24 protein-coding genes are annotated in these 25175 nt (G+C 54.9%); 11 read left to right on the forward strand and 13 right to left on the reverse strand.

Going from position 1 to position 25175, the window contains the following annotated elements; translation table 11 throughout:
• Positions 1-160 precede the first annotated feature (160 nt).
• Positions 161-1525, reverse strand: a complete 1365-nt coding sequence (gene murD, locus PKY88_07545) for a UDP-N-acetylmuramoyl-L-alanine--D-glutamate ligase (GenBank protein ID HOQ05048.1) — start codon at positions 1523-1525, stop codon at positions 161-163.
• 148 nt (positions 1526-1673) lie between these two features.
• Between murD and PKY88_07550 the strand changes: the two genes are divergently transcribed.
• Positions 1674-2153: a thioesterase family protein gene (locus PKY88_07550; protein HOQ05049.1), complete on the forward strand. Its 480-nt coding sequence runs from the start codon at positions 1674-1676 to the stop codon at positions 2151-2153.
• A gap of 860 nt (positions 2154-3013) precedes the next feature.
• Here PKY88_07550 and PKY88_07555 read toward each other — a convergent pair.
• Both PKY88_07555 and PKY88_07560 read right to left on the reverse strand, forming a co-directional pair.
• Positions 3014-3838 (reverse strand): MBL fold metallo-hydrolase, encoded by an 825-nt coding sequence (locus PKY88_07555; GenBank protein ID HOQ05050.1) that lies wholly within the window; start codon positions 3836-3838, stop codon positions 3014-3016.
• A 23-nt stretch (positions 3839-3861) separates the two neighbouring features.
• Positions 3862-4167 (reverse strand): ACT domain-containing protein, encoded by a 306-nt coding sequence (locus PKY88_07560; GenBank protein ID HOQ05051.1) that lies wholly within the window; start codon positions 4165-4167, stop codon positions 3862-3864.
• A gap of 159 nt (positions 4168-4326) precedes the next feature.
• On the opposite strand from PKY88_07560, the gene PKY88_07565 reads away from it, so the two are divergent.
• From PKY88_07565 to PKY88_07585, 5 genes are all read left to right on the forward strand, one after another.
• Positions 4327-5364, forward strand: a complete 1038-nt coding sequence (locus tag PKY88_07565) for a 3-deoxy-7-phosphoheptulonate synthase (GenBank protein ID HOQ05052.1) — start codon at positions 4327-4329, stop codon at positions 5362-5364.
• 115 nt (positions 5365-5479) lie between these two features.
• A complete protein-coding gene (locus tag PKY88_07570) occupies positions 5480-6535 on the forward strand; it encodes a LacI family DNA-binding transcriptional regulator (protein HOQ05053.1) in 1056 nt (351 codons plus the stop codon).
• A gap of 259 nt (positions 6536-6794) precedes the next feature.
• Positions 6795-7457, forward strand: coding sequence for a hypothetical protein (locus PKY88_07575; GenBank protein ID HOQ05054.1), 663 nt, complete (start codon positions 6795-6797; stop codon positions 7455-7457).
• Between the two features lie 50 nt (positions 7458-7507).
• The gene (locus PKY88_07580; GenBank protein HOQ05055.1) at positions 7508-8749 is read left to right on the forward strand and encodes an agmatine deiminase family protein; all 1242 of its coding nucleotides are present in this window, start codon (positions 7508-7510) and stop codon (positions 8747-8749) included.
• Positions 8750-8844: 95 nt separating this feature from the next.
• A complete protein-coding gene (locus PKY88_07585) occupies positions 8845-9546 on the forward strand; it encodes a TIGR00730 family Rossman fold protein (GenBank protein HOQ05056.1) in 702 nt (233 codons plus the stop codon).
• 37 nt (positions 9547-9583) lie between these two features.
• Here PKY88_07585 and PKY88_07590 read toward each other — a convergent pair whose 3' ends face one another.
• Positions 9584-11368 (reverse strand): TIGR03960 family B12-binding radical SAM protein, encoded by a 1785-nt coding sequence (locus PKY88_07590; protein HOQ05057.1) that lies wholly within the window; start codon positions 11366-11368, stop codon positions 9584-9586.
• A gap of 53 nt (positions 11369-11421) precedes the next feature.
• Here PKY88_07590 and PKY88_07595 point away from each other — a divergent pair, with 53 nt between their 5' ends.
• Positions 11422-12450 carry an FAD:protein FMN transferase gene (locus PKY88_07595; GenBank protein ID HOQ05058.1) on the forward strand — a complete coding sequence of 343 codons (1029 nt, stop codon included), beginning with the start codon at positions 11422-11424 and terminating at the stop codon, positions 12448-12450.
• A gap of 553 nt (positions 12451-13003) precedes the next feature.
• Here the strand turns inward: PKY88_07595 and PKY88_07600 are convergent.
• Positions 13004-14161 carry a peptidylprolyl isomerase gene (locus PKY88_07600; GenBank protein HOQ05059.1) on the reverse strand — a complete coding sequence of 386 codons (1158 nt, stop codon included), beginning with the start codon at positions 14159-14161 and terminating at the stop codon, positions 13004-13006.
• A 162-nt stretch (positions 14162-14323) separates the two neighbouring features.
• On the opposite strand from PKY88_07600, the gene PKY88_07605 reads away from it, so the two are divergent.
• The 4 genes from PKY88_07605 to PKY88_07620 all read left to right on the forward strand — a co-directional run bounded on the left by PKY88_07605 (position 14324) and on the right by PKY88_07620 (position 19353).
• Complete coding sequence (locus PKY88_07605) at positions 14324-16321, forward strand: glycoside hydrolase family 127 protein (protein HOQ05060.1); 1998 nt, start codon at positions 14324-14326, stop codon at positions 16319-16321.
• The gene (locus PKY88_07610; GenBank protein HOQ05061.1) at positions 16321-16854 is read left to right on the forward strand and encodes a hypothetical protein; all 534 of its coding nucleotides are present in this window, start codon (positions 16321-16323) and stop codon (positions 16852-16854) included. Before PKY88_07605 ends, PKY88_07610 begins: the two co-directional genes overlap by 1 nt.
• 334 nt (positions 16855-17188) lie before the next feature.
• Positions 17189-17953, forward strand: coding sequence for a DUF2185 domain-containing protein (locus tag PKY88_07615; GenBank protein HOQ05062.1), 765 nt, complete (start codon positions 17189-17191; stop codon positions 17951-17953).
• 134 nt (positions 17954-18087) lie between these two features.
• Positions 18088-19353 carry a dicarboxylate/amino acid:cation symporter gene (locus PKY88_07620; protein HOQ05063.1) on the forward strand — a complete coding sequence of 422 codons (1266 nt, stop codon included), beginning with the start codon at positions 18088-18090 and terminating at the stop codon, positions 19351-19353.
• Here PKY88_07620 and PKY88_07625 read toward each other — a convergent pair.
• The 8 genes from PKY88_07625 to bamE form a co-directional block, all read right to left on the reverse strand.
• Positions 19344-19760, reverse strand: coding sequence for a DUF134 domain-containing protein (locus PKY88_07625; GenBank protein ID HOQ05064.1), 417 nt, complete (start codon positions 19758-19760; stop codon positions 19344-19346). The two genes, PKY88_07620 and PKY88_07625, sit on opposite strands and share 10 nt — an antisense overlap.
• An 8-nt stretch (positions 19761-19768) precedes the next feature.
• Positions 19769-20920: an iron-sulfur cluster carrier protein MrpORP gene (locus tag PKY88_07630; protein ID HOQ05065.1), complete on the reverse strand. Its 1152-nt coding sequence runs from the start codon at positions 20918-20920 to the stop codon at positions 19769-19771.
• A 28-nt stretch (positions 20921-20948) separates the two neighbouring features.
• A complete protein-coding gene (locus PKY88_07635; GenBank protein ID HOQ05066.1) occupies positions 20949-21830 on the reverse strand; it encodes an ATP-binding protein in 882 nt (293 codons plus the stop codon).
• Positions 21827-22675 (reverse strand): ATP-binding protein, encoded by an 849-nt coding sequence (locus PKY88_07640; protein ID HOQ05067.1) that lies wholly within the window; start codon positions 22673-22675, stop codon positions 21827-21829. The genes PKY88_07635 and PKY88_07640 overlap by 4 nt, the downstream gene beginning before the upstream one ends.
• A complete protein-coding gene (locus PKY88_07645) occupies positions 22672-23046 on the reverse strand; it encodes a NifB/NifX family molybdenum-iron cluster-binding protein (GenBank protein HOQ05068.1) in 375 nt (124 codons plus the stop codon). The genes PKY88_07640 and PKY88_07645 overlap by 4 nt, the downstream gene beginning before the upstream one ends.
• 18 nt (positions 23047-23064) lie before the next feature.
• Positions 23065-23403: a DUF5320 domain-containing protein gene (locus PKY88_07650; protein ID HOQ05069.1), complete on the reverse strand. Its 339-nt coding sequence runs from the start codon at positions 23401-23403 to the stop codon at positions 23065-23067.
• A gap of 23 nt (positions 23404-23426) precedes the next feature.
• Positions 23427-24311, reverse strand: coding sequence for an ARMT1-like domain-containing protein (locus tag PKY88_07655; GenBank protein HOQ05070.1), 885 nt, complete (start codon positions 24309-24311; stop codon positions 23427-23429).
• Positions 24312-24447: 136 nt separating this feature from the next.
• Positions 24448-25152, reverse strand: a complete 705-nt coding sequence (gene bamE, locus PKY88_07660; protein HOQ05071.1) for an outer membrane protein assembly factor BamE — start codon at positions 25150-25152, stop codon at positions 24448-24450.
• Positions 25153-25175 lie beyond the last annotated feature (23 nt).

The following is a 25175-nucleotide window of genomic DNA, read 5'->3' on the forward strand; positions in this document are numbered from 1 at the left end:
TTTGGGAAATATAGAAAAAGAAAAAATTTGCGGAGTTTTTAGAAAGTTTTCAGAATTACGTGGGTGATTTCCAAGTTTTTATCCGGAACTAAACTTTCCGGAAGTGTTTTGTTCAGATTCCAAAAAATTTTTCCAACTTCGTTTTTTGGTCTGATAACTGCTATTTTTGAAGGTTCAGGACCGCCTGACGGAAAACGTTCCCTCTCTCTTGATAATTTTTGAACATATCATAACTGGCACAGGCAGGGCTCATTAGAACCACATCACCTTTTTGTGCCGCTTTGTAACATAAACGCACTGCCTCTTCCATTGATGCGGCTTTTTGAACAATTGTCTTGGAAGGGCCTGCCGACTTGACCGCATCGAGGATTTTGTCGGCGGTCTGTCCGATAAGAACAACGGCCTTGCATCGATTGGCAATGCATCGGCCGAGCTCTTCGAAGCCGATATGCTTATCATAACCGCCCGCAATTAAAATCTTGGGGTCTTCGATGCCGTTCAGAGCGGCCATCGTGCTGACCGGTGTCGTCGCCTTCGAATCATTGTACCAGCGAACCCCGTCGATTTCGGCCACAAACTGCATCCGGTGTTCAAGACCCTCAAAAGACGAAACCGCCTCCCGCAGCATTTTCTTATCCGCCCCGAAAACACCTGCAATCGTCAAAGCCCCCGCGAGGTTTTGAAGGTTCACCCGCCCGGGCAGGCGGAAAACACGGCGGTATTCCCCACAAATATCCTCTGCCTTAAACAGCAAACAGCGGCGAAAATCCTGCTCCGAATACTCCGCAAACCACTGAAGGCCGGTTTGGTCTTCTGCATTAAAAACAGAAACAGGCGGAAAGTCCGGGTTGGGACGCTGGTTTTCAAACAGGATTTTTTTGGCCGCGGCGTATGCCTCAAAGGTTCCGTGACGGTCAAGGTGGTTGGGGCTCAAGTTTGTCAAAAGGGCTGTATCAGCCCCCCGACGACATCCGGACAACTGTTCGATTTGGAAACTGCTGATTTCCAGAACGACAATATCTTTTTCCGTCAGGTCTTTCAGAAGCCCCAAAAGCGGACGATTGCCAATATTGCCGCTCAAGTAAACATTTCCATAAGCCCATTTTTCAGAAGCAGATGCGGCCTCGAGCAGGTGGGCCGTCAAGGCGGTGGTTGTGCTTTTGCCGTTGGAGCCGGTGATGGCGGCAATCCGGGCGGGACAGCGTTCGAAAAACAACTCCACCTGCGAGGTGATGACGGCCCCGGCTTGGCGGGCAATCTGAAGGAAAGGATTCTCCGGCGGCACGGCGGGGTTGACAATCACCACGTCAGCCGTGCGGAAATCCTCTTCCAAATGGCCGCCCAGATGCCAGGCAACCGGCAGCGAACGCAGGGAATCGATGGTTTCGCGAAGTTTGCCCTCATCGGCCAAATCGGTGACCGTAACGCGCCCCCCCTGCTCACAGGCAAAACGAACACTGTCCTGTCCGCCGCCGAACGAACCTAACCCCATTACAACAATCCGTTTATCCCTCAATTCAATCACAAAAAACTTCCTTTCTTTCAAAAACGGGCCTTAAAGATACCATCGGACAAGGCGGGTTGAAAATGAAAAAATGGGGCTTGAAGAAAAGCCGCCTTCAAGAGACAATGCCGCAAGATGTTTTGCCAGCAAGAGTAAGAGGAAACCAGAAATGCGAGTGAAACCGAGAAGCGATGACTTTCCGGCGCCGGAGGTGAAAACCTTTCCGGACTGCACCAAAATCCAAACCCATACCATCACCATCATTCCGCGCTACAGCGAGACGGACCAGTCGGGGGTTATTCATCATACGGTCTATCCGGTGTGGTTTGAGATGGGGCGGACGGAACTGCTGCGGGCAAACGGGCTGGCCTACAGTGATTTGGAGAAGAACGGGATTTATTTCGTCGTGGCGGAATTGAACGTAAAGTACCGCCGGCCTGCATTTTATGACGAGAAACTGGACTTGATTACCACCTGCACACGGATTACCAGCGCCCGGGTGGAGCACAGCTATCGGCTGGTTCGGCAAAGCACAGGGGTTCTGCTGGCCGAGGGCAGCAGCATCCTGGCGTGTGTGGACAAAGACGGCAGGCCGCGCCGGATGCCGGCATTTATGTATCCGGAAGAAGAGCCCGAAGAAAAATCTTAAAAAATTTTTTAAGAAAACAAGCGAAACGTCTTATAAAAAGCCCGATATTGACACACAGGCCCATATTTTAAACAAATAAGCCGATTGTCTTAATTTATTCTTAAACATTTCTTGAAATCCAACCCGCATTCTGCTATACTCACGCTTGTATAACAAGTCAGGAACTGGGGGAAACAGATGACCATGTGCGAAAGAAAAGTTGAGCTGGTTTTAGCGGTTGAAGGGGGACGCGGGCCGCCGGAAACACAACTGGAACGTTCGTTTGGGCTTAGGCGGCAGAATTCCTTCACCCTTTTTCCGATGATTCTTATGACAAAAACTTGCACTCATTCAGGTCCGTTTTCGATTCGAGCACCTCTTCCGCTGCCTGCCCTTTCCGGCCGCGATCCGCCGCTTCCAAAACCAGCACGTCGGTTTTCCGGGGTTTGATTTGGAGGCGGCGGACTTATTTTGTATGCTTTTTATAGACGAGGAAACGAGGCAAACAGCAGGAACTTCAATTAAGGATGGGATAGTATGCCGACGAGGGAAGAAGACATCATTGACCCGAACCCGCACACGGGAGAAGCGAAGGCGAAGGGACGAGGCCCGCCGGAAGAGAAATGAGAAAAGGGATTTGAAGAAACGCGAAGAACTTTCCTAAAAAACCCCACCGAAAATCCCACAAAAAAAGTCGCGATAAAAAACAGAAAGCAGACATCAAAAGGTGTTCTGCTTTTTTTGTTTTTTAAAGAATTTTGCGGATGAAAAAACGGGAAAACAACGAAAACAATCTGCAGCAGACAGCAGGAGATATTGAGCTGAAAAAACAGCTCCATCGGGTCCGTCCGTTAGGAAATCACTGCGGATTGTTCGACACATCAGAGGGTCAGCCGACTGCCGGCCGGAAGAATCAGACAGGCGTGCGGGAAAGCATCCCGGAGAAGCCGGACAGCTTCTGGGCCGGTGCAATGGAGGGGAATGATTTGCCGAACGCGGTGTCGGTGAAGGGCTTCGATGGTTTTTTCGATTCGGTTTGGGGAGGCATTCAGCAGATGCATGCCTCCGAGGAGGGTATGGATGGGCCTGCCGGCTGTAAGGCGGCTGATATAATCGAGAATATTCACCAGGCCGGAATGGGCACACCCGACGATGACGATAAGCCCCCGGTCTGATTCAAGCCAGAGGGCCTGATCGTCTTGAAGAAGGTCAGGGGTTCGACAGTCGGCATCCAGAAAAAAATCTCCGCCGACATCTTCGAAAGAATTGATTCGGGGGACGGGTCCGGTCAAAAAGATTTGCGGGACCGGACCGGCAGGCCGGTCGGTCCAAATGATGCGTCGGTTCTGCAGGGCACCTTTGGCGGCCTGAGGAATCCCGATGGATTTCACATGGTCGGGTTTGCGGCTGAATTTGGGCTTCAACGCCTCCGGATGCAGAAAAACACTTGCCTTTTCGGCTGCCGAAAGAACAGCCGACAAACCGCCGGTATGGTCATAGTGGCCGTGGCTGAGAATGACTGCATCCGCCGAGGCAATATCAATCCCCATTTTGCAGGCATTTCGGAGAAGGGCATCCGTCTGGCCGGTATCAAAGAGAATGCGATGCCCTGCATGAGAAATCCAGACAGACAAACCATGTTCGGCAAGAAAACCTTCCGCAGCCGTGTCATTCATCAAAACAGCTATTTGTGTATTCGGCCGCATCTGTTTTTCATGAACAGTCCGGTTCAGACCCGGTGCATCATTTTGAAGATATTCTCGTGCTGGAGAGTGATGGTCAGGTCCATCTGACGGGCGATTTTGTTCAGCTGGGCCTGGAGTTTTTCCAGCTCGATGGTGGCCTCCGTGATATCGATGGCCATCGTCATTACAAAGTAATCTTCCATAATCCGCTGGCTGACATCAATGATGTTGATATTGGCTTTGGCCATCGTATTGGCAATCCGGGCAATAATCCCGACTTTGTCCTTGCCGGTGACGGTGACGATGCAGATTTGTGAAACCTTCTTTTTTTCACTCTTTCGAGAGACCATATCTTAAACCCTTATCAATTCCTGCTTTGTTCGGTCTATTATAGTCAGTTTTGCCCGGACCGCCAGAAAAATGCCTTTTCGCAACCGCCGGAAGCGGGCTCTTGCCCTTTTTGCAGATTTGTGTTATACTCTTTTCTTTTAAGAGAAACAATCGGACCTATGGAATATACAGATAATCTCAATATACGGTGTTTTAAGCCGCTGATTACCCCCGGTCAGCTCAAAGAGGAAATCCCTCAGACAGAAGCCCAGGCGCATGTGGTAGCGGCATCCCGTCGGACCGTCGAAGCGATTTTAACACAACGAGACGGACGCCGGATTGTGATTACGGGGCCGTGCAGTCTGCACGATGTGGAGGCCTCTTTGGAGTATGCCCGCCGTCTTCGCCGGCTTCAGGATGAGGTAGCCGACAAACTGCTGCTGATTATGCGAACTTACTTCGAAAAACCCCGCACCACGCTCGGCTGGAAGGGGATGCTCTACGATCCGCACCTGGACGGCTCGTATGATATTGAAAACGGCATCCGCCAATCGCGACGGATTTTGTCGGAAATAACCTCGATGGGGCTGCCGGCGGCGACGGAATTTCTGGACCCGATTGTTCCGCAATATCTAGCCGAGTTCATCAGCTGGGCGGCCATCGGAGCCCGCACATCCGAATCGCAGATTCACCGGCAGATGGCCAGCGGTCTGTCGATGCCGATCGGCTTTAAGAACGCTACAGACGGCAACCTGGAAATCGCCCTGGATGCGATTCGTGCGGCGATGAGCGCCCATTCGTTCCTCGGAATTGACCGCAACGGGCAGGTGATTATCGCGGAAACCCGCGGGAACAAATACGGACACCTCGTGATGCGGGGCGGCTCGAGCGGGCCGAATTACACGAGTGAATATGTCGCCTTTGCGGAGGTACTGCTCAGAAAAGCCCAGATTCCCAACGGCATCATTATCGACTGCAGCCATGCCAACTCGCACAAAAACCACAAACGCCAGCGGGAAGCCCTCTTTGATATTGCCGACCAGATTCGCACGGGCAATAAGAGCATTGCAGGTATCATGCTCGAAAGCTTCCTCAAGGAGGGAAAACAGAGCATCGGCGCCTCCGGCGGACTGAAATTCGGCGTTTCGCTTACGGACAGCTGCATCAGCTGGGAGGAAACCGAAGAATTAATTAAATATTTCGCCGAAGCAATCTAATGGTTATCTAACCAATCTCCTATAAAGGACTTACAAAGCGAGAAATTTCTTGTTTTTTTCGAAAACTTTCGAAAAAGACTTGACTTTTTCGTTAATTTTCGATAGATTGCCTATTATGACACAGAAACGGGTCAATCAGAAAGATATCGCGGAGAAATTAAACATTTCTGTAGCGACCGTTTCGAAAGCCCTTCGCGGTGACTACTCCGACATCAACGAAGAAACCCGCCAGCGTGTCCTGAATATGGCCACCAAGCTGGGCTACGATACAGGCACTCACATCCGCCAGGCCATCGAAGAAGAAAGCAAACCCTGCATGGTTGGGGTGCTGATTCTGCGAAAACACCACGAGTGGCAGCATACGCACTATTTTGCCGGAATGAGCGAAAAGTGCGCCAAGATGAATGTGTCCCTCGTTGTGCACTATATTGAAGAGGAAGACAGCCGACAGATTCTCTATCCGGAAAATCAGCCGCCGGCGATGCGGGACGGACAGATTCAGGGGCTGATTTTGGCCAATCACTGGCCGATGGATGTAGTTCGCACGCTGTCAGAAACCTTCCCGTGTGTGTCCATTCTTTACGATTACTCCCCCCTGCCGATTGACGTCATCAGCGTGGATGAGAATCAGGGGATTTCGATGCTGATGGACCATCTGATTATGCACGGCCATACGCAAATCGGCTTTTTCGGCAACTGCGGTCAGGTGGTCTTTGCCAGAAATCGTTTTGCGATGTATGTCAACTCCCTATGCCGGCTGGGTCTGCCTTTTGTCCCCGAGAACGTCTGTCAACTGGGCCCCGGGACGCTCGAGGATAAAGAGCTGGACCTGAACGGACAATTGGACCGAGTGCTCGAACGTGTGAAAAAGGGAGTTCGTGCGTGGGTTTGTGCCAATGACTGGGTGGGTTATTTGCTTTGCCGAGGACTGTTTGATCGGGGGCTTCGTGTTCCGGGGGATGTTTCGGTAGCGGGTTTCGACAACAGTGAAGACAACACGCTCGGATGCCCGCGATTGACCAGCATATCCGTCCCGGCGCTTCGGTTGGGGGCCGAATCGCTGCGGCGGCTGCTGAATCGCATCCGCTATCCGAAAAGTCCGCCCCTGAAGGTACTGCTGCCGGTGCAGTTTTTTGAGGCCCAGACCACCGGCCCGGTACCAAACCTGTAAGGGTTCCTGCGGGTGGGTGTGTGCGGGCCGGATGAACACGGCCTGCAAACGAAAACAAAAAAACGCTCTGTTCCGGGGGGAGCGTTTTTTTGTTTTTTGTGTATCGATTATCCCTTCAATGCTTTCCCAATAAAATCTCTCCACGAACTGTTTCTGCAAAAATCTTGACAGACCGATGTGAAGTGTTATCATAAATAGATACATCCGGAGGCAATCATTTGTTTTTATTCGAAGTCATCTTTTTTGAGGAGGAATCAATATGAGCAAAACTTTTCTTTACTGCTTCATGGCAGCCGTATTATGGGCAGGAATCTGTTCCGAATCTGCAAAAGCGGCGGTTACAGCCGTTGTGGCACCTGGTGAAGATATTGTCCTTTATTCCTATGACCACATGGAAGAGGTCACCGGTGTACGGATTCATAACCCCGTCACCACTGCGTTCGGTTTCCGGGTGGAGATTGAAGGGGTAACCGCCGGCGCTGCACCGGTTGAGCCGGGTTTTCAGCTGATAGACGAAACCCTTGCTCTGCGGCTTTCCGTTCAGAACGAGATGACCGGCGAGCGGCTTCGGGAATTGCCGGCAAGAGCCAAGGCGAGGATTCGGCTCGGCTATGACCGCAGCCGGATTCGAGCCAAGGGACTGCGCCCGCAAAATCTGACCCTGATGCGGCTGGTTCGCAAAGACCAAGCCCGGCGAATGTGGAGGTCCTGCGGCAGGGTCCTGAGCCGAAAAGCAATTACAGCCATTCGCCGGATGGGTTCCCCCGTCTTTGAACTGGGTTATTACGGCAACGATGCGGCCAATGAATACGTTTGGGCGGTCATGGACGTGCCGGGGACGTATGCACTGGGGATTCCGGAGCCGGCATCGCTGCTGCTGGCGGCGGGCGGAGCCGGACTGCTTGCGATTCGACGGCGGTAACAGGTTGAAACTTTACCTCCAATAATTGAATGAACAAACGCCTGCGCAGGATGCAAAAGAGCGCGGCGTATGGATTGATTGTATGCGCTGCGCTGCTTTGGCTTCGGCCCAGAGAAAGAAACTATACACTTCTGGCCGATACCGGCGGCTCAATTCAAAAAGCAGTTTGCAGCGTCAACAGCGCGCGGCGCGCTCTGCTGGCTAATGCACAGCTGACTAATCATATCATCAATCACCTTCCGGCATACACGGAGGTGATTTTGGCGGTGAATGACCCGTCGGCTTTTCGGGTGGCGTATGACCCGTTCCCGGGGCGCGTGAAGTTTTTCACAGTTCCCGCCGACACAGAAATGACGATATGGCCGCAGGACCCCTTTTTGGTACTTTGTCATCCGTCCGGACGAAAAAGACTGCTCCTGTCGGCGATGTTCGAACGAGCAGACGACCTTCGGGTTGCACAATTGCTGGAGGAATATCTCGGCTGGCCCGTCCGCCGGAGCCGCTTTATCTTTGAAGGGGGAAACATCGTTTCGGATGAAGAGTTCGTCTATATCGGCAGCGATACAATTGTGCTGAACGCCGCACAACGCAATCAAAGTGCCGCTCGGACGGTTCGGCAATTTGAGAACGAGCTCGGTCGGCGGATTTGGGTGGTCGGTCCCAGCCCGCAGCCGATTGGACATCTGGATATGATGCTGGCTCCGCTGGGAGCAAAACGGATCATCCTGGCGGACCCCAACTGGGGAGCAAAACTGGCGCAGCAGCAGCTGGAGCAATCTGCTCAGGAAGTATCGGACTTCGAAGAACGGTGCAGACATATGTTTTTGGGGGATGAACGTACCACAGTTTTGTATGAGCGGCAGGAACGGAAGACAGAGCCGCCTGACACCCAAGGGCTCACTCAGGAAGCTATTCAGCACTGTAGGGCAATTGCCCCTGTGCTGGACCGAATTGCCGAGGAGTTTGTCCGCAAGGGGTTTGAAGTCATCCGAATCCCTTACTTGTCTGTTCCCCGCAACACCCCCTCTACCGAGTCAGCATCAGAAGCAAATGAAACAGCCCCCTGTATTCGCTATCCGGAAATCACCTACACCAATGTCCTTCAGGAAACAGGGCCGGAAGGCCGCCGGGTTTACCTGCCTTTGTACGGGTGGGCTGGTTTCGACCAAACCGCCGCCGGCGTTTGGGAAAAGGCGGGCTTCCAAGTCATTGGAATTGACGGCTTTGCCCTCAGTGCCATGTACGGCGGTTCCCTTCGGTGCTGCACAAAAGTGCTCGAACGTTCGTATTGACGGTATTCGTCTTTCTCCTTTCCCAAAAGGCACTTGATTTTCAGGCCCGACTGGCCGATATAGATATGGAGTTTTTTTGATTCTGGAGATTTTGGATGACAGAATACAGTAAATTGCCTGCCGAAGAGCCGTGGCGAATCTTTCGGATTATGGCCGAGTTCGTCGAAGGATTCGAGGAGCTGGCCAATATCGGACCTGCGGTATCTATTTTTGGTTCCGCCCGTGAGGAACGGGGAAGCCGCTTCTACAACATGGCTGAAGAAACCGCTTATTTAATCGGCAAGGCGGGATTTGCCGTCATTACGGGCGGAGGCGGCGGGATTATGGAGGCGGCCAACAAAGGAGCCCGGCGGGCGGGGGTAAAAAGCATCGGGCTGAATATCGAACTGCCGCACGAGCAGATTCCCAACCAATATCAGAATCTGTCGCTGCACTTCCGCTATTTCTTCTGCCGCAAAGTGATGTTCCTCAAATATGCACACGGATTTGTGGTGATGCCGGGCGGATTCGGCACAATGGATGAATATTTTGAGGCCCTCGTGCTGATTCAGACGCTCAAACAGGCCTATTTTCCGGTGATTTGCATGGGCAGTGAGTTCTGGGGCGGTCTGGTGGAGTGGCTGACGGAAGTCATGCAGAAAAAGCACCACTTTATTGACCCGGAAGACCTGAAGGTTTTTACGATCTGCGACGACCCGCAGAAAGCAGCGGATATTATTCGCGACTTTCACTTGTCCAACGGCCGCGGAGGCATTAAACAGCCGCCGGGAATCCGCAAATGGACAGACGGGCAGTAAATAGCACACGTCTCACAGATTTTTACTTCGTTCCTTTTCAAACCTGAAGGGCCTGGCGGTAGTGTTTGAGCAGGTAGGATTCTTCCGGGCCGCCCAGATGGGCCCAGGGCAGCAGCTGTCCGGGCTGAAAAGAACGCTGGGCCTCCTGATGAACATCCAGACCGTGTGCAGCGAAGGCATTCTGCCAGCGCTGGAAATCAAACGTTTCATCCCACAGGTCAAACTTGGCCCCCTGCCGCCAGGCGGTCTCGATAACATCGGCCAATCGCCGGCCGCCGCGCCCCATCGCCGCCTCGAGGATGCTTCGTTCGATGGTGTGATATTTGATTTGAACAGTGCCGGCCCGCAGCTGCTGTTTGCGCTCCAGCAGCAGACGGCGGGCCTGCTGAAAATAGTCAATCGGCTTCTGCCCGAGCCACTGAAACGGCGTGTGAGGTTTGGGAACCAGCCAGCTGACCGAGGCGGTCACGGAGGCAGGCCGGCCGGCAACCTGTCGGCGGAGCTGAGCCACGGCATTGCATAAATCCACAATTTGAAGGATATCGGCCTCGGTTTCGCCGGGAAAACCGACCATAAAGTAAAGTTTGACACTCTGGAAGCCCGCCTCATAAGCGGCCTGAACACCGGCAAAAAGGTCGGCATCCGAAATGGGCTTGTTGATGACCTGCCGCAAGTGCTCAGAGGCGGCTTCGACGGCAATGGTCAGGCCGCTTTTGCGAACGGACGTCATCAGTTTGGGCAGAAGCCGCAGCTGCTGCTGAACCCGCAGACTGGGAATCGAAATGCCCACGCGAAGCGGGCCAAAATACGCCGTCAGCCGCTCGACAAGCTCCTCGAGCCAGGGGTACTCACCGGTGGACAAACTCAAAAGCCCGATGGTGTCGTGGCCGGTGTTCCAGTACTGCTTTCGGGCCAGTTCGACAATCCGTCCGACGGAACGATACCGCACAGGACGCCGGCAGAAACTCGCCTGACAAAACCGGCACCGGCCCGGACAGCCCCGCATAATCTCCAGCGTGATTCGGTCATGAACGGTCTGCACAAACGGCACAATGGGGGCTTCCGGTACCGGGGCGTTTTCAAAATCATCGAGGGCGGCATCGTGAATGCGCAGGGGAATGTCCGGATGTGCAGCCCGCAGCACAGAAAGACGCCTATCATCGTACTCCCACTCATACAGAGAAGGGACATAGACAAACGGCAGGATGCGGGCCGCCTGCAGGAGAAACTCGCTTTTGGAAACCCCCTGCTGTCTGCTTTTCCGATACAATTCCAGCAATTGAACCACGGCCTCTTCGCCCTGGCCGAGCACAAACAAATCGACGAAGGGAGCGATCGGCTCAGCGCAGTTAGCGGCCTGACCGCCCGCAATGACGAGCGGATCTTGTGGGCGGCGGTGTTCCGAACGAACCGCCAGCCCCGCCAAATCCAGCAGATTGAGCAGATTGGTATAACACAGCTCGTTGGTCAGACTGAACCCGATTATATCGAAACTGTCGGCAGTCAGTCGGGATTCGAGAGAAAACAGCGGGATATGCTCGTTTCGCATCCGCTCTTCGGCATCCAGCCAGGGGGCAAAAATGCGCTCCGCCGAAGCCCACGGCAGCCGATTGATGACCTCGTACAAAATCGCCAAACCGGTGTGGCTCATGGCAATTTCATAAATATCGGGAAAACACAGGCCCACTCGGACCTCGACGGAAGCCGGGTCTTTGCAGATTTGATTGATTTCACCGCCGATGTATCGGGCGGGTTTGCGCACAAAGGGCAGGAGCCGTCGGCTGACTTGTTCCTTTACAGATTGTATGGGCCGTTCTATCATAGCGGGCGGCTATTATACACAATTTCGACCTTTTTTGAATCGATTTGCCGCTAATGAAAGAAAAATTAGACGTTCTTTTTGGGCTCGTGCTGGGCGGCCTCATGGCCGCGGCGGCGGTGTGGGTGCACCGGCAATACAAGCCGCCTGCGGTCGAAAACAGCGGATTTCATCTGATGATGGGGACAGTGGTGCAGGTGACGGCTGTGGCCGACGACCCGGCAGCCGCACGCAGGGCCATTCAGGCCGCCTTTGACGTCCTCGAAAACGTCCAGCGGACAATGAATGACCGCGACCCGAATTCTGAACTGTCCCAGATAAACCAAACAGCATTCGAACAGGAAGTGCAGGTCAGTCCGGACCTGTTTGCCGTGCTGTGTGCGGCCCGGCAATACAGTCAGCTGACCAACGGGGCTTTTGACAGTACGGTCGGACCGCTCGTGGCCCTGTGGCGGCGGATGGAAAAAACAGGAATCGAACCGACGCCGGAAGAGATTCAAGAGGCTCGAAAGCGGGTGGGGTATGAAAAAGTGATTTTGAATCCGGCGCAGCAGACCGTGCGGTTTGAGGCGGAGGGAATGCGGCTGGATTTGGGCGGAATTGCCAAGGGCTATGCCGTTGATGCGGCCATCGGGGCGATGAAAGAACTGGGGATTCGAGGCGGGATGGTCGATGTCGGAGGAAATATCCGCTGTTTTGGAACGCCTCCGCCGCCCGCCAAACACTGGACTATCGGCCTTCAGAACCCCCGAGCCGAGGCCCTCAGCGCCAAGATTCGGCTGGACGAGCTGGCCGTCGCCACCAGCGGAGATTATCGCCGGTTCGTCGAGAAAGGCGGGAAACGATTCAGCCATATCCTCAATCCGGCTACCGGCGAGTCGGCCGCCGAGTTAATCAGTGTGACGATTCTGGCCCCCAGCGCGATGGAGGCCGACGCCTTATCAACCGCTGTGAGTGTGCTGGGCCGGGAAAAAGGGCTGGCATTAATTGAATCGCTGCCGGAAGCGGAGGCGATTGTGATTGCTGCCGACGAACCCGAGGAGCTGATTTTCACCTCCGGCGCCGCCGCTTATCTCCTGAAATAAATGCGAATGTCCTGAATTTAAAAAATTTCTATTTTTCCTATCAATGACGGCCGGGGGTTGGGCGGACTATTTATAAAAGGACACCAAAATCAGTGCCTGCCGCTTCTATACGCAGGCCTATAAAATCAGGGGCTGATGGGGTCGGAGCCCCTGATTTTTTTGTTTTTAGGGGATGCTTCAAACAGAAAAAACGCCGGGGGGCGGTGGTCTTTCCCCGGCGTTTTCGAATTAAGTCCTTTCAAAGATTGGTTTTACGGTTCAGCACAACGCAATGTACGCGGCGACAGCCAGAATCAGGATGCGCTTCTTGCCGGCAAAGAACGGGTGCCAAATCTTCTCATAAAACCGTGTCATTTTTGAACCCCTTCACAAGAGTCTTCATTCCCCCATGACCGAAGCCATGACTGTTTTCTACTATGCTTAGTATATCCAAAAAGGGGGCGGAATACAACAAAAACGACGGCTATGTTTTGTATCTTCTTGACTACAATATATTTACAAAAAAACAGGGCCGTGTTTTTTTGGAGATTTTCCTCCGAGACGCTTCGGGCATTTATTGACTCCACCGCCGATAGGCCTCATTGGCACAAAACTCAGCAAATCGCTCTAACTCGACAAAATCGGCCCTTTTAATCACCTTCTCAACTAACTCATTGTATTTGCGATTCTTATGCTGAAACTGAAGCTGGGATTCGAGGATATTCTGGACTTCATCGAACGATTTGGAGACCGGGGGCGTTAGAGAGACCAATTTTACAAGAAAGAGCCGGCCTTCTTCTTCAAACGGCCCCTTTACCTCATTCACAGTCAGAGTTTCCGCAATTTTCTCTATTTTGTCATACGGACGGGCCAGAGAATCCGTCCCCATCGTCACAGGGGCCCACAGCCCGCCTGCAGAGGCCAAGGGGTCGTGGGAAAACTGTTTGGCCAGCTCCCCGAAATCAGCGCCCTGCTGAAGTTTGCTGAGAATCTCCTGGGCGATGCGGCGGGCGGCCTGTTCGGGGGTTTCGCCTTCCTGAATCTGTTCGGAGGTCAGTTTCGAAGGCACCAGCTCGATCAGCTGAAACTGCAGCCGCCCGGGGCGGGAAAACTGCTCGTTTTTGACCTGTTCATAATAATCCAGCAGTTCCCGGCGGGTGAATTTCTTTTCTTCCATCACTGTGGCGGAGATAAACGAATGGGTCATGATGAGTTTCTTGTTGTACTCCTGAAAGGAGCGCCAGTCCATTCCCATCCGTTTGAGTTCCTGTTCGGCCAGTGCGACGTTATTGTCGTAATCGGCAATGAAGCGTTCGATTTCCTTCTTGACGGCGGCCTCCAGCTGCTCGTCGATGTTTTCGGGGGCGTTTTTGCGGGCCTCTTCATAGAGAAGCAGGTCGGCGACTTTGGAGCGGATGACGCTTCGAAGCAGGGGCATAGCCTGGGCTTCATAGGCGGCCAGATTGCCGCGTTTGGCCAGCGGAGTCAGGGTCTCCTGAAGCTGAGGCACGGAGAGAATCTCTTCCGATGTGAGCGTATTGGAGCCGACCTTTAACACCATCCCGCCGGTAGGGGCAGGCAGATTGTAGCGATTGGCCAGCGGGATATTGAGCATTTGCTCCTGCGTAAACTTTCCCTGCGGGATTTTGGAGCCGCAGCCGAGCGCAAACAGAAACAGTCCTGCCGCATACAGCCCCATCAGTCCCCTGCCTGTTCGAACGGTTTGCTCCATAAAACATCTCCTGAAACAATCCTTTTTCCGCCGGAGATTATAGCGGACGTACCGCTGGGGCAAAAGAAAAAACCCTATCCTGCTCGACGATTGACCCGCCAGAGGGCGTCGAGTATCATCGGACAAAAACGAGAACCTGAAACGAGCTTGCTGGAGGTCTCTATGAAGCGCCCGGGTCCGAATCGGAATGTCTGCGCTGTTCTTTGTTCTGTGCTGTTTTGTTTGTCAAATCCGCTGCTTTGGGCCGGGGCGGATTATCCGTATCAGCCGGTGCCGTTTACGCAGGTGCGGTTTACGGACCGATTCTGGCAGCCGCGGATCGAAACTAATCGGACGGTGACGATTCCGTTTGCCTTCGAGATGTGTGAAAAGACGCACCGCATCGACAATTTTAAGATTGCCGGCAAACTGATGGAAGGCCGCTGGGAAGGAGAATTCGGGTTTAACGACACCGACCCCTACAAAATCATTGAAGGGGCCTCGTACGGGCTGATGGTCAAGCCGGACCCGAAGATGGAGGCATATCTGGATCAGTTAATCGGGTATATCGCCGCCGCCCAGGAGCCGGACGGCTATCTGTACACGGCCTATACGGCCAATGCCCGCGAAGGCGGCAAACGCCAAATCACCTGCTGCTACGACAAGGAGCGCTGGGACAATCTGCCCGCCAGCCACGAGCTGTACAATGCCGGGCATATGTACGAAGCGGCCGTAGCGCATTATCTGGCCACCGGCAAGCGGACCTTTCTGGATATCGCCGTCAAAAACGCCGATCTGATTTGTGAAACGTTCGGGCCGGGCAAACACGAGGGCGTCCCCGGCCATCAGGAGATTGAAATCGGACTGGTGAAACTGTATCGGGTCACCGGCGATGAAAAATACCTCCGCCAGGCCCGGTGGTTCCTCAATCAGCGGGGACGAACCGGACACAAAGACGCCTATATGCAGTCGCATATCCCGGTGGTGGAGCAGACCGAGGCGGTCGGACATGCCGTGCGGGCCGGCTATATGTACAGCGGGATGGCGGACGCGGCGGCCCTGACCGGCGATGCGGACTTTATCCGGGCGATTCATACCCTCTGGGACAACGTGGCCAACCGAAAACTGTATGTGACCGGCGGCATCGGAGCGCGCCATCAGGGAGAGGCCTTCGGAAACGATTATGAACTGCCCAACGCCAGCGCCTACTGCGAGACCTGCGCCAACATCGCCAATGTCTATTGGAACCATCGAATGTTTCTGCTGGACGGCGAATCCAAATATATCGATGTGATGGAGCGGGCCCTGTACAACAGCGTCATTTCAGGCGTATCGCTGGACGGCAAGCGGTTCTTTTATCCCAATCCGCTGGAGTCGGCGGGCAATTACGAGCGAAGCGAATGGTTCGGCTGCGCCTGCTGTCCGGGCAATATCACGCGGTTTCTGGCCTCCGTTTCGGGGTATGCGTATGCCGTGCGAGGCAAAGCAGTGTATGTGAACCTGTTCGGCCAGTCGGAGGCCCGGCTCAAACCCGACGGCGGAACTGTGCGAATCCTGCAGGAGACGGATTTTCCGTGGGACGGCAAGGTACTCCTGCAGATTCTGCCGGAATCGGACAATCTGCCGATGGTGCTGAAGATACGAATACCTGACTGGGCGACGGATGTTTTTTCTTCTTCAGCGCTGTACGCGTTTACAAAACCGCTGGAACGGCCGGCGGCGATTGCCGTCAATGGACAGCCCATCGAGCCGGAAATCCAGAAAGGATATGCCGTTATCGACCGGCTCTGGAAGGCGGGCGATACGGTGATGCTGGATTTGCCGATGCCCGTGCGGCGAATTACCTGTGATGAGCGGGTCAAGGACAACATCGGCAAGACGGCCTTTCAGCGCGGACCGCTGGTGTACTGTCTGGAGTGGCCGGATGTGGAAGGCGGGCAGGTGCTGAGTGTGATGGTTGAAAAGGATGCGCCGCTGGAGGCGGTGTATCGGGCGGACCTGCTGGGCGGGCTGGTGGTCCTGCGGGGCACGGCGGCGGAAATCGGCCGAGGCGAGGACGGCCAAATCCGCCGAACGCCGCGGAAGTTCGAGGCGATTCCATACTATGCCTGGGCATATCGCGGCAAAGGGCCGATGGCGGTGTGGATTCCGTATACGGAAACCGCTGTGGGACAGAAATAATGGAGACAAACAAATCAGCCGGCTCCGAACCCTGGGAAGAAGTTTTTATGCCGCTGTTCGAAGAGCGGCAGCGGTTTGGACTCCTGCTGCAGGTGCCTCTGTGGGCAGGAATTGCCGTTTTTGGAGGGGTCATTCTCTTCCTGCAGTTCAAGGGGGCCCTGTCAGGAGCTTTAAGAGGGCTCCTGTGGCTTTGCTGGGCATTGACGGCCGCGGTGGATGGGCTCCTTGCTTCGGGGGGAATGCTCACCCGCGTAAGAAAGGAGGGCATAGAGGTTGTATGCCTGCCGCTGACGTTTTTGCGAAAGCGAATCGCCTGGAAGGAGATTGAGCGGCTGTATGCCCGCAGCTATTCGCCGATTCTCGAATACGGCGGCTGGGGGATTCGATATGGGCAAGCCGGCACGGCGTATAACATCCGCGGCAATCAGGGAATCCAGCTGGAACTGAAAAACGGCAAAAGGATACTCATCGGCACGCAGCAGCCGCAGGAATTTCTGGATGCCGTCCGCTCTGCCGCCCCGGAGAAAATCTGACGTCTCTCTAACGACAGTTATCTGTTAACAGTTATCAGTTGTAGTTGTCCGTGATTGGTCGGGAAGCGGAAAGAGCCGGCTGCCGGAGCCCGGCCACGGGCTGCTTTTCGAAAGGATGGATTCCCGCCTGCGCGGGAATGACAGAAATCTGCGAGAGAATGACAAAGCAGGAATGGACGTTTCAGGAAAAAACGGCTCTGTCGGAGGTATAGAAGGAGAAATTTGATTTTCACTCAATTTTTGTGCAGGCGGATTTTCACGGGTTATTTTGTTGAGGGGGGCGGCAGGGGCGGGTAGAATGAGAGGCAAACTCTTCAGAAAGGAGTGTGAGCCGATGGAAAAGAAATACAAACTGGCAGCCTCGGAGATTCAGTCCTTAGTGCCCGATTTGGGGTTCGGCTTTGTTTCGGACAAGATTGCCGTGGACGGCCACCGCGTTCAGTGCATGGTGCGGGAAGAACCTGATGAGGAGGCCGACAGCGGCTGGCGGTTTCTGGGAGGCGGAGAGACCGAGGAATATCTGGACGAACCGGAGCACATTTCGCTGCTGGATATCAATACAATAGCCAATTATGACCCGGAGATTATCCCCTTTTTGATGTATCCGCCGGGGACGCAGATTGAGCGAAACGCTGCCGGCCGGCTGGAAGTGACCAGTCCGGATACGGAAGAGCCGGAAATCATCCTGCTGCCGCCGGTGGTCGCCGGAACGGTGCTGGTGCCGCAGTGCTGGCGGTTTGACATCAGCGGACGGATGTTTCGGCGGATTGACGGCGGCAGTCTGGTGCTCTGGCGGCCGGGGCTGACCATCTGGATGGATGTCTATACCGCCAACAATCAGTCGATTGAAGAGCGGGTCAACGGAATCCTTTCCATCAAGAGTGAAAAAGCGGCCGACCTGCAGCGGCGCGACGAAGAGGGCATGGTCAAACTGCGGTATTCGCTGACGGAAACCGTGGCCGACAAGGAACTGCACGGCGTCTATCTGTTCGGCTTTACCCCCGAGGAGGAACTGCATCTGGCGGTGTACTATACCTCAGAGGCGGACCGACGGGAAATCGAGAAAATCTGGGAGACCCTGGGGGTTGTGAAAACGTAAAAAAGAAATTTCCCCGCAAAGAGTCAAACGAAGAGGACGGGAAAAAGAGACGAAATCCGTAAAGACAATACTTTGGTGTTTCTTTGTCCTTCCTGCGGGAAATTGGAAGAAGATAAAAGGGTTTTTAGGAACGGATGCCTTCGAAATCGATTCTTTCAAGCGGAGTTTTTACCGGGATTTTGCTGGGTTCGGCGGTAATTGGAGGACTGCTGGGCTGGTTCGGCGGACATCGCGCGGAGGTGCTCAAGCCGCTGGGGGATATTTTTCTGAATCTGCTGTACTGTGCGGCGGTGCCGCTGGTGTTTTTTTCGCTCAGTTCGGCGGCGGCGGGCGCCGGCGAAACAAAACGGCTGGGGCGGATGGCCGTTCTGATGCTGGTTGTGTTTGCCGGAACGGGGATAATTGCATCCTGCCTGATGATTGGGGCGGTTAAACTGTTCAATCCGGTGGGGGGCCTGACCCTGTCGGCTGCGCCATCGAATGCGGGCGAATCGGTCCGGCTGGGGCAGACGCTGGCCGAGACGCTGACGGTTCCCAACTTTTCGAATCTGTTTGACCGGGAACATATGGCGGCCCTGATTGTGTTTTCGATTCTGACGGGGCTGGCGGCGCAGGCAGCGGGCAGCAAGGGCCGGGCCTTTCGGGCGTTCCTGAACTCCGGAGCCGCCGTGATGGGTCGGCTGATTCGGCTGATTATGGGCTATGCACCAATCGGGCTGGCGGCGTATTTTGCCTATCTGGTCGGGGTGTTCGGTCCGCAGCTGGCGGGCACCTACGGACGGGCGGTGCTGGTCTATTATCCGCTGGCGTTTTTGTATTTTGTTGCCGGTTTTTCGGTATACGCCTATTGGGCGGGCGGAAGAGAGGGGCTCGGGCGGTTCTGGAAGCACATCTGGCCCGCCTCGCTGACGGCGCTGGGCACCGGCAGCAGTCTGGCAGCCCTGCCGGCCAATCTGGAGGCAGCCGGACGCATTGGAATCCCGGACGATATCCGCCGTTTTGTGCTGCCGCTGGGGGCGACGATTCATATGGACGGCACATGTTTGGCGGCGATTCTGAAGATTGCAATTTTGTTTGCCCTGTTCGGGCGGGAGTTTTCCGGGCCGGAGGTGCTGGCCGGAGCGGTGGGTGCGGCCCTGCTGGCGGGGATGGTGATGAGCGGCATCCCGGGCGGCGGCTTTCTGGGGGAAATGATTCTTGTATCGCTGTATGGGTTCGGGCCGGAGGCCCTGCCGGTAATTGCCCTGCTGGGCACGCTGGTGGACCCGCCGGCGACGATGGTCAATTCGAGCGGCGATACGGCGGCGGCGATGCTCATCGCCCGGCTGCTGGAAGGCAGAAACTGGCTGGACAGCGGCGCCGCCCGCCAAGCCCCGGACGCCAGAAACGGCTACGGCTGATGCCAATGCCGACCTCGGCGTCCGCAGGGACGATGCGGTTCCGGATGAACCGATTCGTCCGGACCCTGAACAGCACGAGGCGGAGCAGACGGACCCGCCGGAGGAAAAGTCGGTGCCGTAAACTCCACGCATCCCCCCTGGATCAGCAGGGCCTTGCCGCTGACAAGGGCATCCGCAATTTTGCGGCGGGCGGATTCGAGAATGCGTCCAAAGGTCTGCCGCGAAACATTCATCCGCTCAGCGGCCTGTTCGTGATAGAGCCCTTCTTTGTCGGCCAGACGAACGGCCTCCCATTCGTCTTCGGTCAGGATAACCTGTTCGAGCATCGAGGCGGGAATGCCCTGCGGTTTATAAAACCGACAAACCGGCAGGCCGCTGATGCGTCTGCAAAACGGCGGGCGAGGCATAAAGACTCCTAATGCTCACAGACATTTTGACCGAGTTTGAGGCTTCCGTCCAGATAACTCTGAACAAGTTCCTCCGGAGTTCCGCAAGGAGCCCCGACCAGAACCCGAATGTTCTTTTCCTGGAACAAAGACTGGGCCCGCTGCCCCATTCCGCCCGCAATCACCGTGCCGACCTGCAGATGAGACAGCCATTGGGGCAGAACACCGGGTTCGTGTGCAGGCGGTGTGTGTAGCTGTATATGGAGAATGGTTTTTCTTTGCGGGTCAACCTCGACAACGGCAAATTGAGAGCAGTGGCCGAAATGAGCGGACAGACGTCCTTCATGAAGAGGAACAGCAATTTTCATAGACATACTCCTTTCTGATTCATTTGCATCAGGCATATCATTTCCGAGAGCGGATTGAAAGCAGGCAGCCAGAGCCTGTGCAGCCGGATGAAGCGGATTGTTCTGAACAATAGGACGCCCGATGTCGCCGGTTCGGGCCAGTTCCGGTGCGAAGGGAATCCCCCCGAGAACAGGAACTCCGAACTGCTCTGCCGCATCCTGACAGGCCCCGTATCCGAAAAGATCCACTTTTTTTCCGCAATGCGGACAGAGCAGGCCGTTCATATTCTCGATCAAACCCAGCACCGGAATCTTTAACTGTTGACAGAATGAAATGCATTTCCGAACATCCAGAAGAGCGATTTCCTGCGGGGTTGTCACAAGGATCGCCCCGTCGATTTTTCCCAGCAGATGAACAACAGAGAGGACTTCATCCCCTGTTCCGGGGGGACAATCGACAACCAGAACATCCAGTTGGTCCCACCAGACGTTTTGAATACACTGCTGAAGGAAACTATGTTTGGCCGGCCCCCGCCAGATAATCGGGGTATCGGGGTTTTCCAGTAAAAATCCGATGCTCATGACTTTGAGATTCGGCCGGTATTGAGCCGGATGCATCTGTCCTTCGATCTGAAAAATTTTTTGCTCTTCCATCCCCAGCATTTTCGGAATACTGGGGCCGTGCAGATCAATATCAAGCAGGCCGGTTTTCCGGTTTTGAATCGCCATCCAAACAGCCAGATTGACGGCAACACTGCTTTTGCCGACCCCCCCTTTGCCGCTCATTACAAGAATGGTTTTCCCGATCCGGTTCCCATGATTCTGCTGTTCCATAAGCAATCTCTTTCCAACACCTTTTTTGTTAGGAGAAAATCAGTTTCTGAATGGTTTCCCATAAAGAGCTGACGGCCCGAGCCGCCGGACTGTTTTTATCATATTCAATCACACTCTGCGCCTGAATCTGGGCGGCGGTTATTGAAGGGTCATAGGGAATCGTCACGGGTTTGGGCAGATTTTTCCCGACCGCAAGCCGCTCGATTTGTCGTGTCATTTCCGGATTGATGTCCGCCTTATTGATGCACACCGCCGCTGAAATTCCGAAATGCTCGGTCAGTTCCAGCACCCGCATCAGATCATGACAGCCGGATTGAGTCGGTTCCGTCACCGCCAGTACAAAATCCGCACCGGTCAAAGACGCAATAACCGGACATCCGATCCCGGGCGAGCCGTCAGTAAACACCCAGTCCGTTTTTTTTTCATCAGCGATTCGCCGGGCCTCCTTGCGGAGCAGCGTCACCAACTTTCCGCTGTTTTCCTGGGCGATGCCCAGTTGGGCATGCACCATCGGACCGAAACGGGTCTGGGAAAGAAACCAGCGGCCGCTGACAACCTCGACCCAATCGATCGCCCCCGCCGGACAGAACTCCACGCACACCCGGCATCCCTCGCAGAAAGATTCTTGAACACGAAACACATTCTTGGATACGACCGGCTCAATTGCGCCGAATCGGCACAGAGAATAACAGCGGCCGCATCCCCGGCACTTGGCAGACCGGATTGCCGCCCGTTTCCCGCCGACAAATTCGTACTCCTGTAAAACAATCGGCGATGTCAGCAGGTGCAGATCGGCTGCGTCCACATCACAATCGGCCAGCACACCGGTGCCCGCCAGTGCCGCCAGTGCCGCCGTGATGCTGGTTTTGCCGGTGCCGCCCTTGCCGCTGATGACTACGATTTCCTTCACAGCAGAACCCTTTCGGCCAAGCAAGCAAACGGCTTCCGATATTCCGGCAGGACCTCGGCAATGATTCGGCCTTCGGAATATGCCTCAGCGATGCGGCGGTCCTCCGGCAGACGCAGCAGAATGTCGATGTTTTCATCGGCGCAGTATTCTTCTATTCGTTTATCGCCGCTGTCGGCCCGATTGATCGCTACACCAAAAAGCAACCTCAGTTCCCTGACCATGGCGACTGCCAGTTTCAGGTCATGCAGGCCGAACGGAGTCGGCTCGGTTACCAACAGAACAAAATCCGTATCCCGGACCGCGGCAAGGACCGGGCAGGATGTGCCCGGCGGGGCATCGAGGATTTTGACCGCATCAGCTCTCGCCCGCCTGCGGACCTGACGGATGACAGCAGGTATGCGTACGCTGCCGATTTTCAGCAGGCCCTGCACACAGTCCATTCCGCCCGCCTTGCCCCCTTCTATGCCCCCGACCTCGAGGGATTTGGCCGCAATAGCTCCCTCCGGACATATCTGCATACATCCGCCGCAGGAATGACAGAGCGTCTCGAAGGTCAGCACATGGGCTCCCGCCGCAACAATTGCTCCGTACTGGCACAGCCGCCCGCACTTGCCGCAACCGCTGCATCGCGACAGGTCTACCTGAGGAACCTCAACAAAAACGCTTTCCTTCCAATCGATAATCGGCCGAAGGAAAATTGCTCCGTTGGGTTCTTCCGCATCGCAATCGAGATACTGGACCGGCTGTCCGGCCTGAGACAACGTCCAGGCCAGATTAACCGCAACGGTGGTTTTGCCTGTGCCGCCTTTTCCGCTGGCGACTGCAATGGACGGATACGGTCTCACCTCGGCGGCTCCATCCGGTCAGGCGGAAGGGGTTCGGGCGGCGTATCGGGTTTCAGCCGTCCGGCTTTGAAGGCCTCAATTGCCTGCTTGACTGAACCGGAAACACCGCTATAGACGGCTACTTTGCCCGCCTGAAGAATGCGAATCGCATTCGGACCGCAGTTTCCGGTCAGCACCGCCCGAGCGCCGACATCAAGAACCTTTTTGGCCGCCTGAACTCCGACTCCGCCGCCTGCTTCAGCAGTCTGATTCGAGAGCACCTGACAGTCCATTGTGTCGGAATCCACCAGCAAAAAATAAGCAGCACGACCGAATCGGGAGTCCACTCTATCCTCGAGCGTCGGCCCCTCTGATGTAATGCAGATTTTCATAGAAGCATCCTTAACCCGCTACTTCTGCTCGGACTGCAGTTGTTCGATACGCTGACGGATTTGTTCGAGCATCTGCTCCATTTGAGCGGCCTGATTCTTCAGCACATCCAATTCTTTCTGTTCGGATAAAATCCAAGGGCCAGAGGGCATTCCGGCTCCGCGCTGCACTCGGGCCCAGCCGGGCAGTCCGGTCGCCCAAAACCAATTCCGCCAACCGCGGCCTGCGCCGTTCCATCCAAAGCATGACGGAAACGAACGATTAGCGGTTCCGGGCATTCCAAATCCTGCACAAAAACCTGCTCCCCGTCCTGTGCGGGGGCCCATTCCAAACGGTCCTGTTCCGTCTCCAAATGGCATACGCTGCTCCTTTCCAAAAAGGGTTATTGTTTTTTCCTGACCAAACAGGCAGACATCTCTGTCCGCCTGAGAACAAATGTTCCAATCGCCTCTCCCAGATGTGCCGCCACGACGGGGCATTTGACCTGAAAGAGAAAGAACAGATTGGCGGGTGTCTCGTTGAGCGTTTCAAAATTGCCCTGCCCTTTGGCGACAATCAAATCGGCCTGCTCAAACAGGCGGCGAAATTCGCGGCTGCAATCCTCCAGAACCGTCCCGGGAGCGTCGGCGCCGCTGTCGACGACCCGAACCATTTCGGTCAGACCCGCCTGAGCAGCCTCTTCTTTTGTTGCGTCATTGAGAATCGGTGAGCCCTTGACGACAAAGGTAATCTTCTCGAGCGGCATCTGTTCAAGCAGAAGGCGGTCGAAAACAATCTCTCCGGCATTGTCGCCCAGATAGAGGATGGAACGGGCGGCGGCAATGGACTGACGAAAACGCTCGAGTACCTGCTCATCGAGCGGCTGGTGAAGGGCCCGGTCGATGGTTTCCTTGACCGTGTGCATCTGCAGGGAGCCGTGGACACCGTAGTCGATAATATTGCCCGCAATCGCCAGCAGGACCGCAGCCCGAAACGGGTCTTCGGAGGTTCGCACCCGCTCCCGCAGGCCGGGCAGCCATTGTAGGGCCAGCTGATTGCATCGGTGTTTGACCTCTTTGTACGGGTCGGGATTGCCGCTGATTTGGCGAATCTGATGATGAATTCGCCGGCTGATAATTGGCGGAGGTGCATTCAGGTCGATGCCGGACAAAAGAGAATGAACCTGATGGAGTATCTTCTGATGGACGGCCGGATCGCCGGAAACCATCCGAGCCGCTTCATTTGCCTGTCGAATAAAGCAAGGGATACAGTCTAATGCACATTTCATACCGTTCTTTCAGCCGTAAAAGAGCTTTGAATAATTATTGGCATATGCTCATAAAAATTCAAGCAAAAAATCTAAAAAAACGCAAAAATATACTTTTCCTGTCGAATTACTGCTTATTGCTTCTGAAAAGCAGGAATTAATTGCCGAAGGGTTTTTTGAGAATGAGGAAAAGGACAATCAGCCCCGCCAGGACACCCCCTGCGATATACCAATAAGAGCGGGGCCATTCCTGCCAGTTCAGGGTAAACCCTTTGGAGCGAGATTGGTCCCGTTGGGCCGGCATCTGCTGACGGAGTTCCTCCTGCCGGCGCAGTTCTTCCTGTCGGCGGAGCTCCTCCTGAAGGCGTTTTTCCTCCTCGAGCCGCTTTTGTTCGGCCAGCTGCTGTTGGCGAAGCTGTTCCAGCCGCTTCTGCTGGAACTCAAACTGCTCAGCGCTGTAAGCGGGCAGCTGATTCCAGTCCGGCTGGCGCCAGGTCTTCAGGAGCATCTGTTCCTGCCCGTTGAGAGCGGTTTTTTTGAAATTGAGAAACCCGAATCGCGGCCGCTGGATTTGTCCGCTGGGAAGCCGCCGGGGGGTCTGGTGATAATACCACACACAGGCCGTTTCACTGCTTTCTTTTTCGAGGGGCTCACCGAGCAGTTCCGTTACCTTTTCAGCGGTCATTCCAACCTGAAGCATCTGCCAGAAATGCCACACCTGGCGGCGTTCGATGAGCGGTTCATTCGGAAGCAATTCCGTCTTAAACGTCGGAGCGGGCTGATTGGGCTCCGAAGCATAAGAAACAGCCCCTTGGCAAAACAGAACAAGCCCCCACAGAATAAAAGCCCCCTTCTCATTCACAGAGAGCTCTCCTTTCTCCCCCC

The sequence above is a fragment of the Anaerohalosphaeraceae bacterium genome, from assembly GCA_035378985.1.
Classification (GTDB): domain Bacteria; phylum Planctomycetota; class Phycisphaerae; order Sedimentisphaerales; family Anaerohalosphaeraceae; genus JAHDQI01.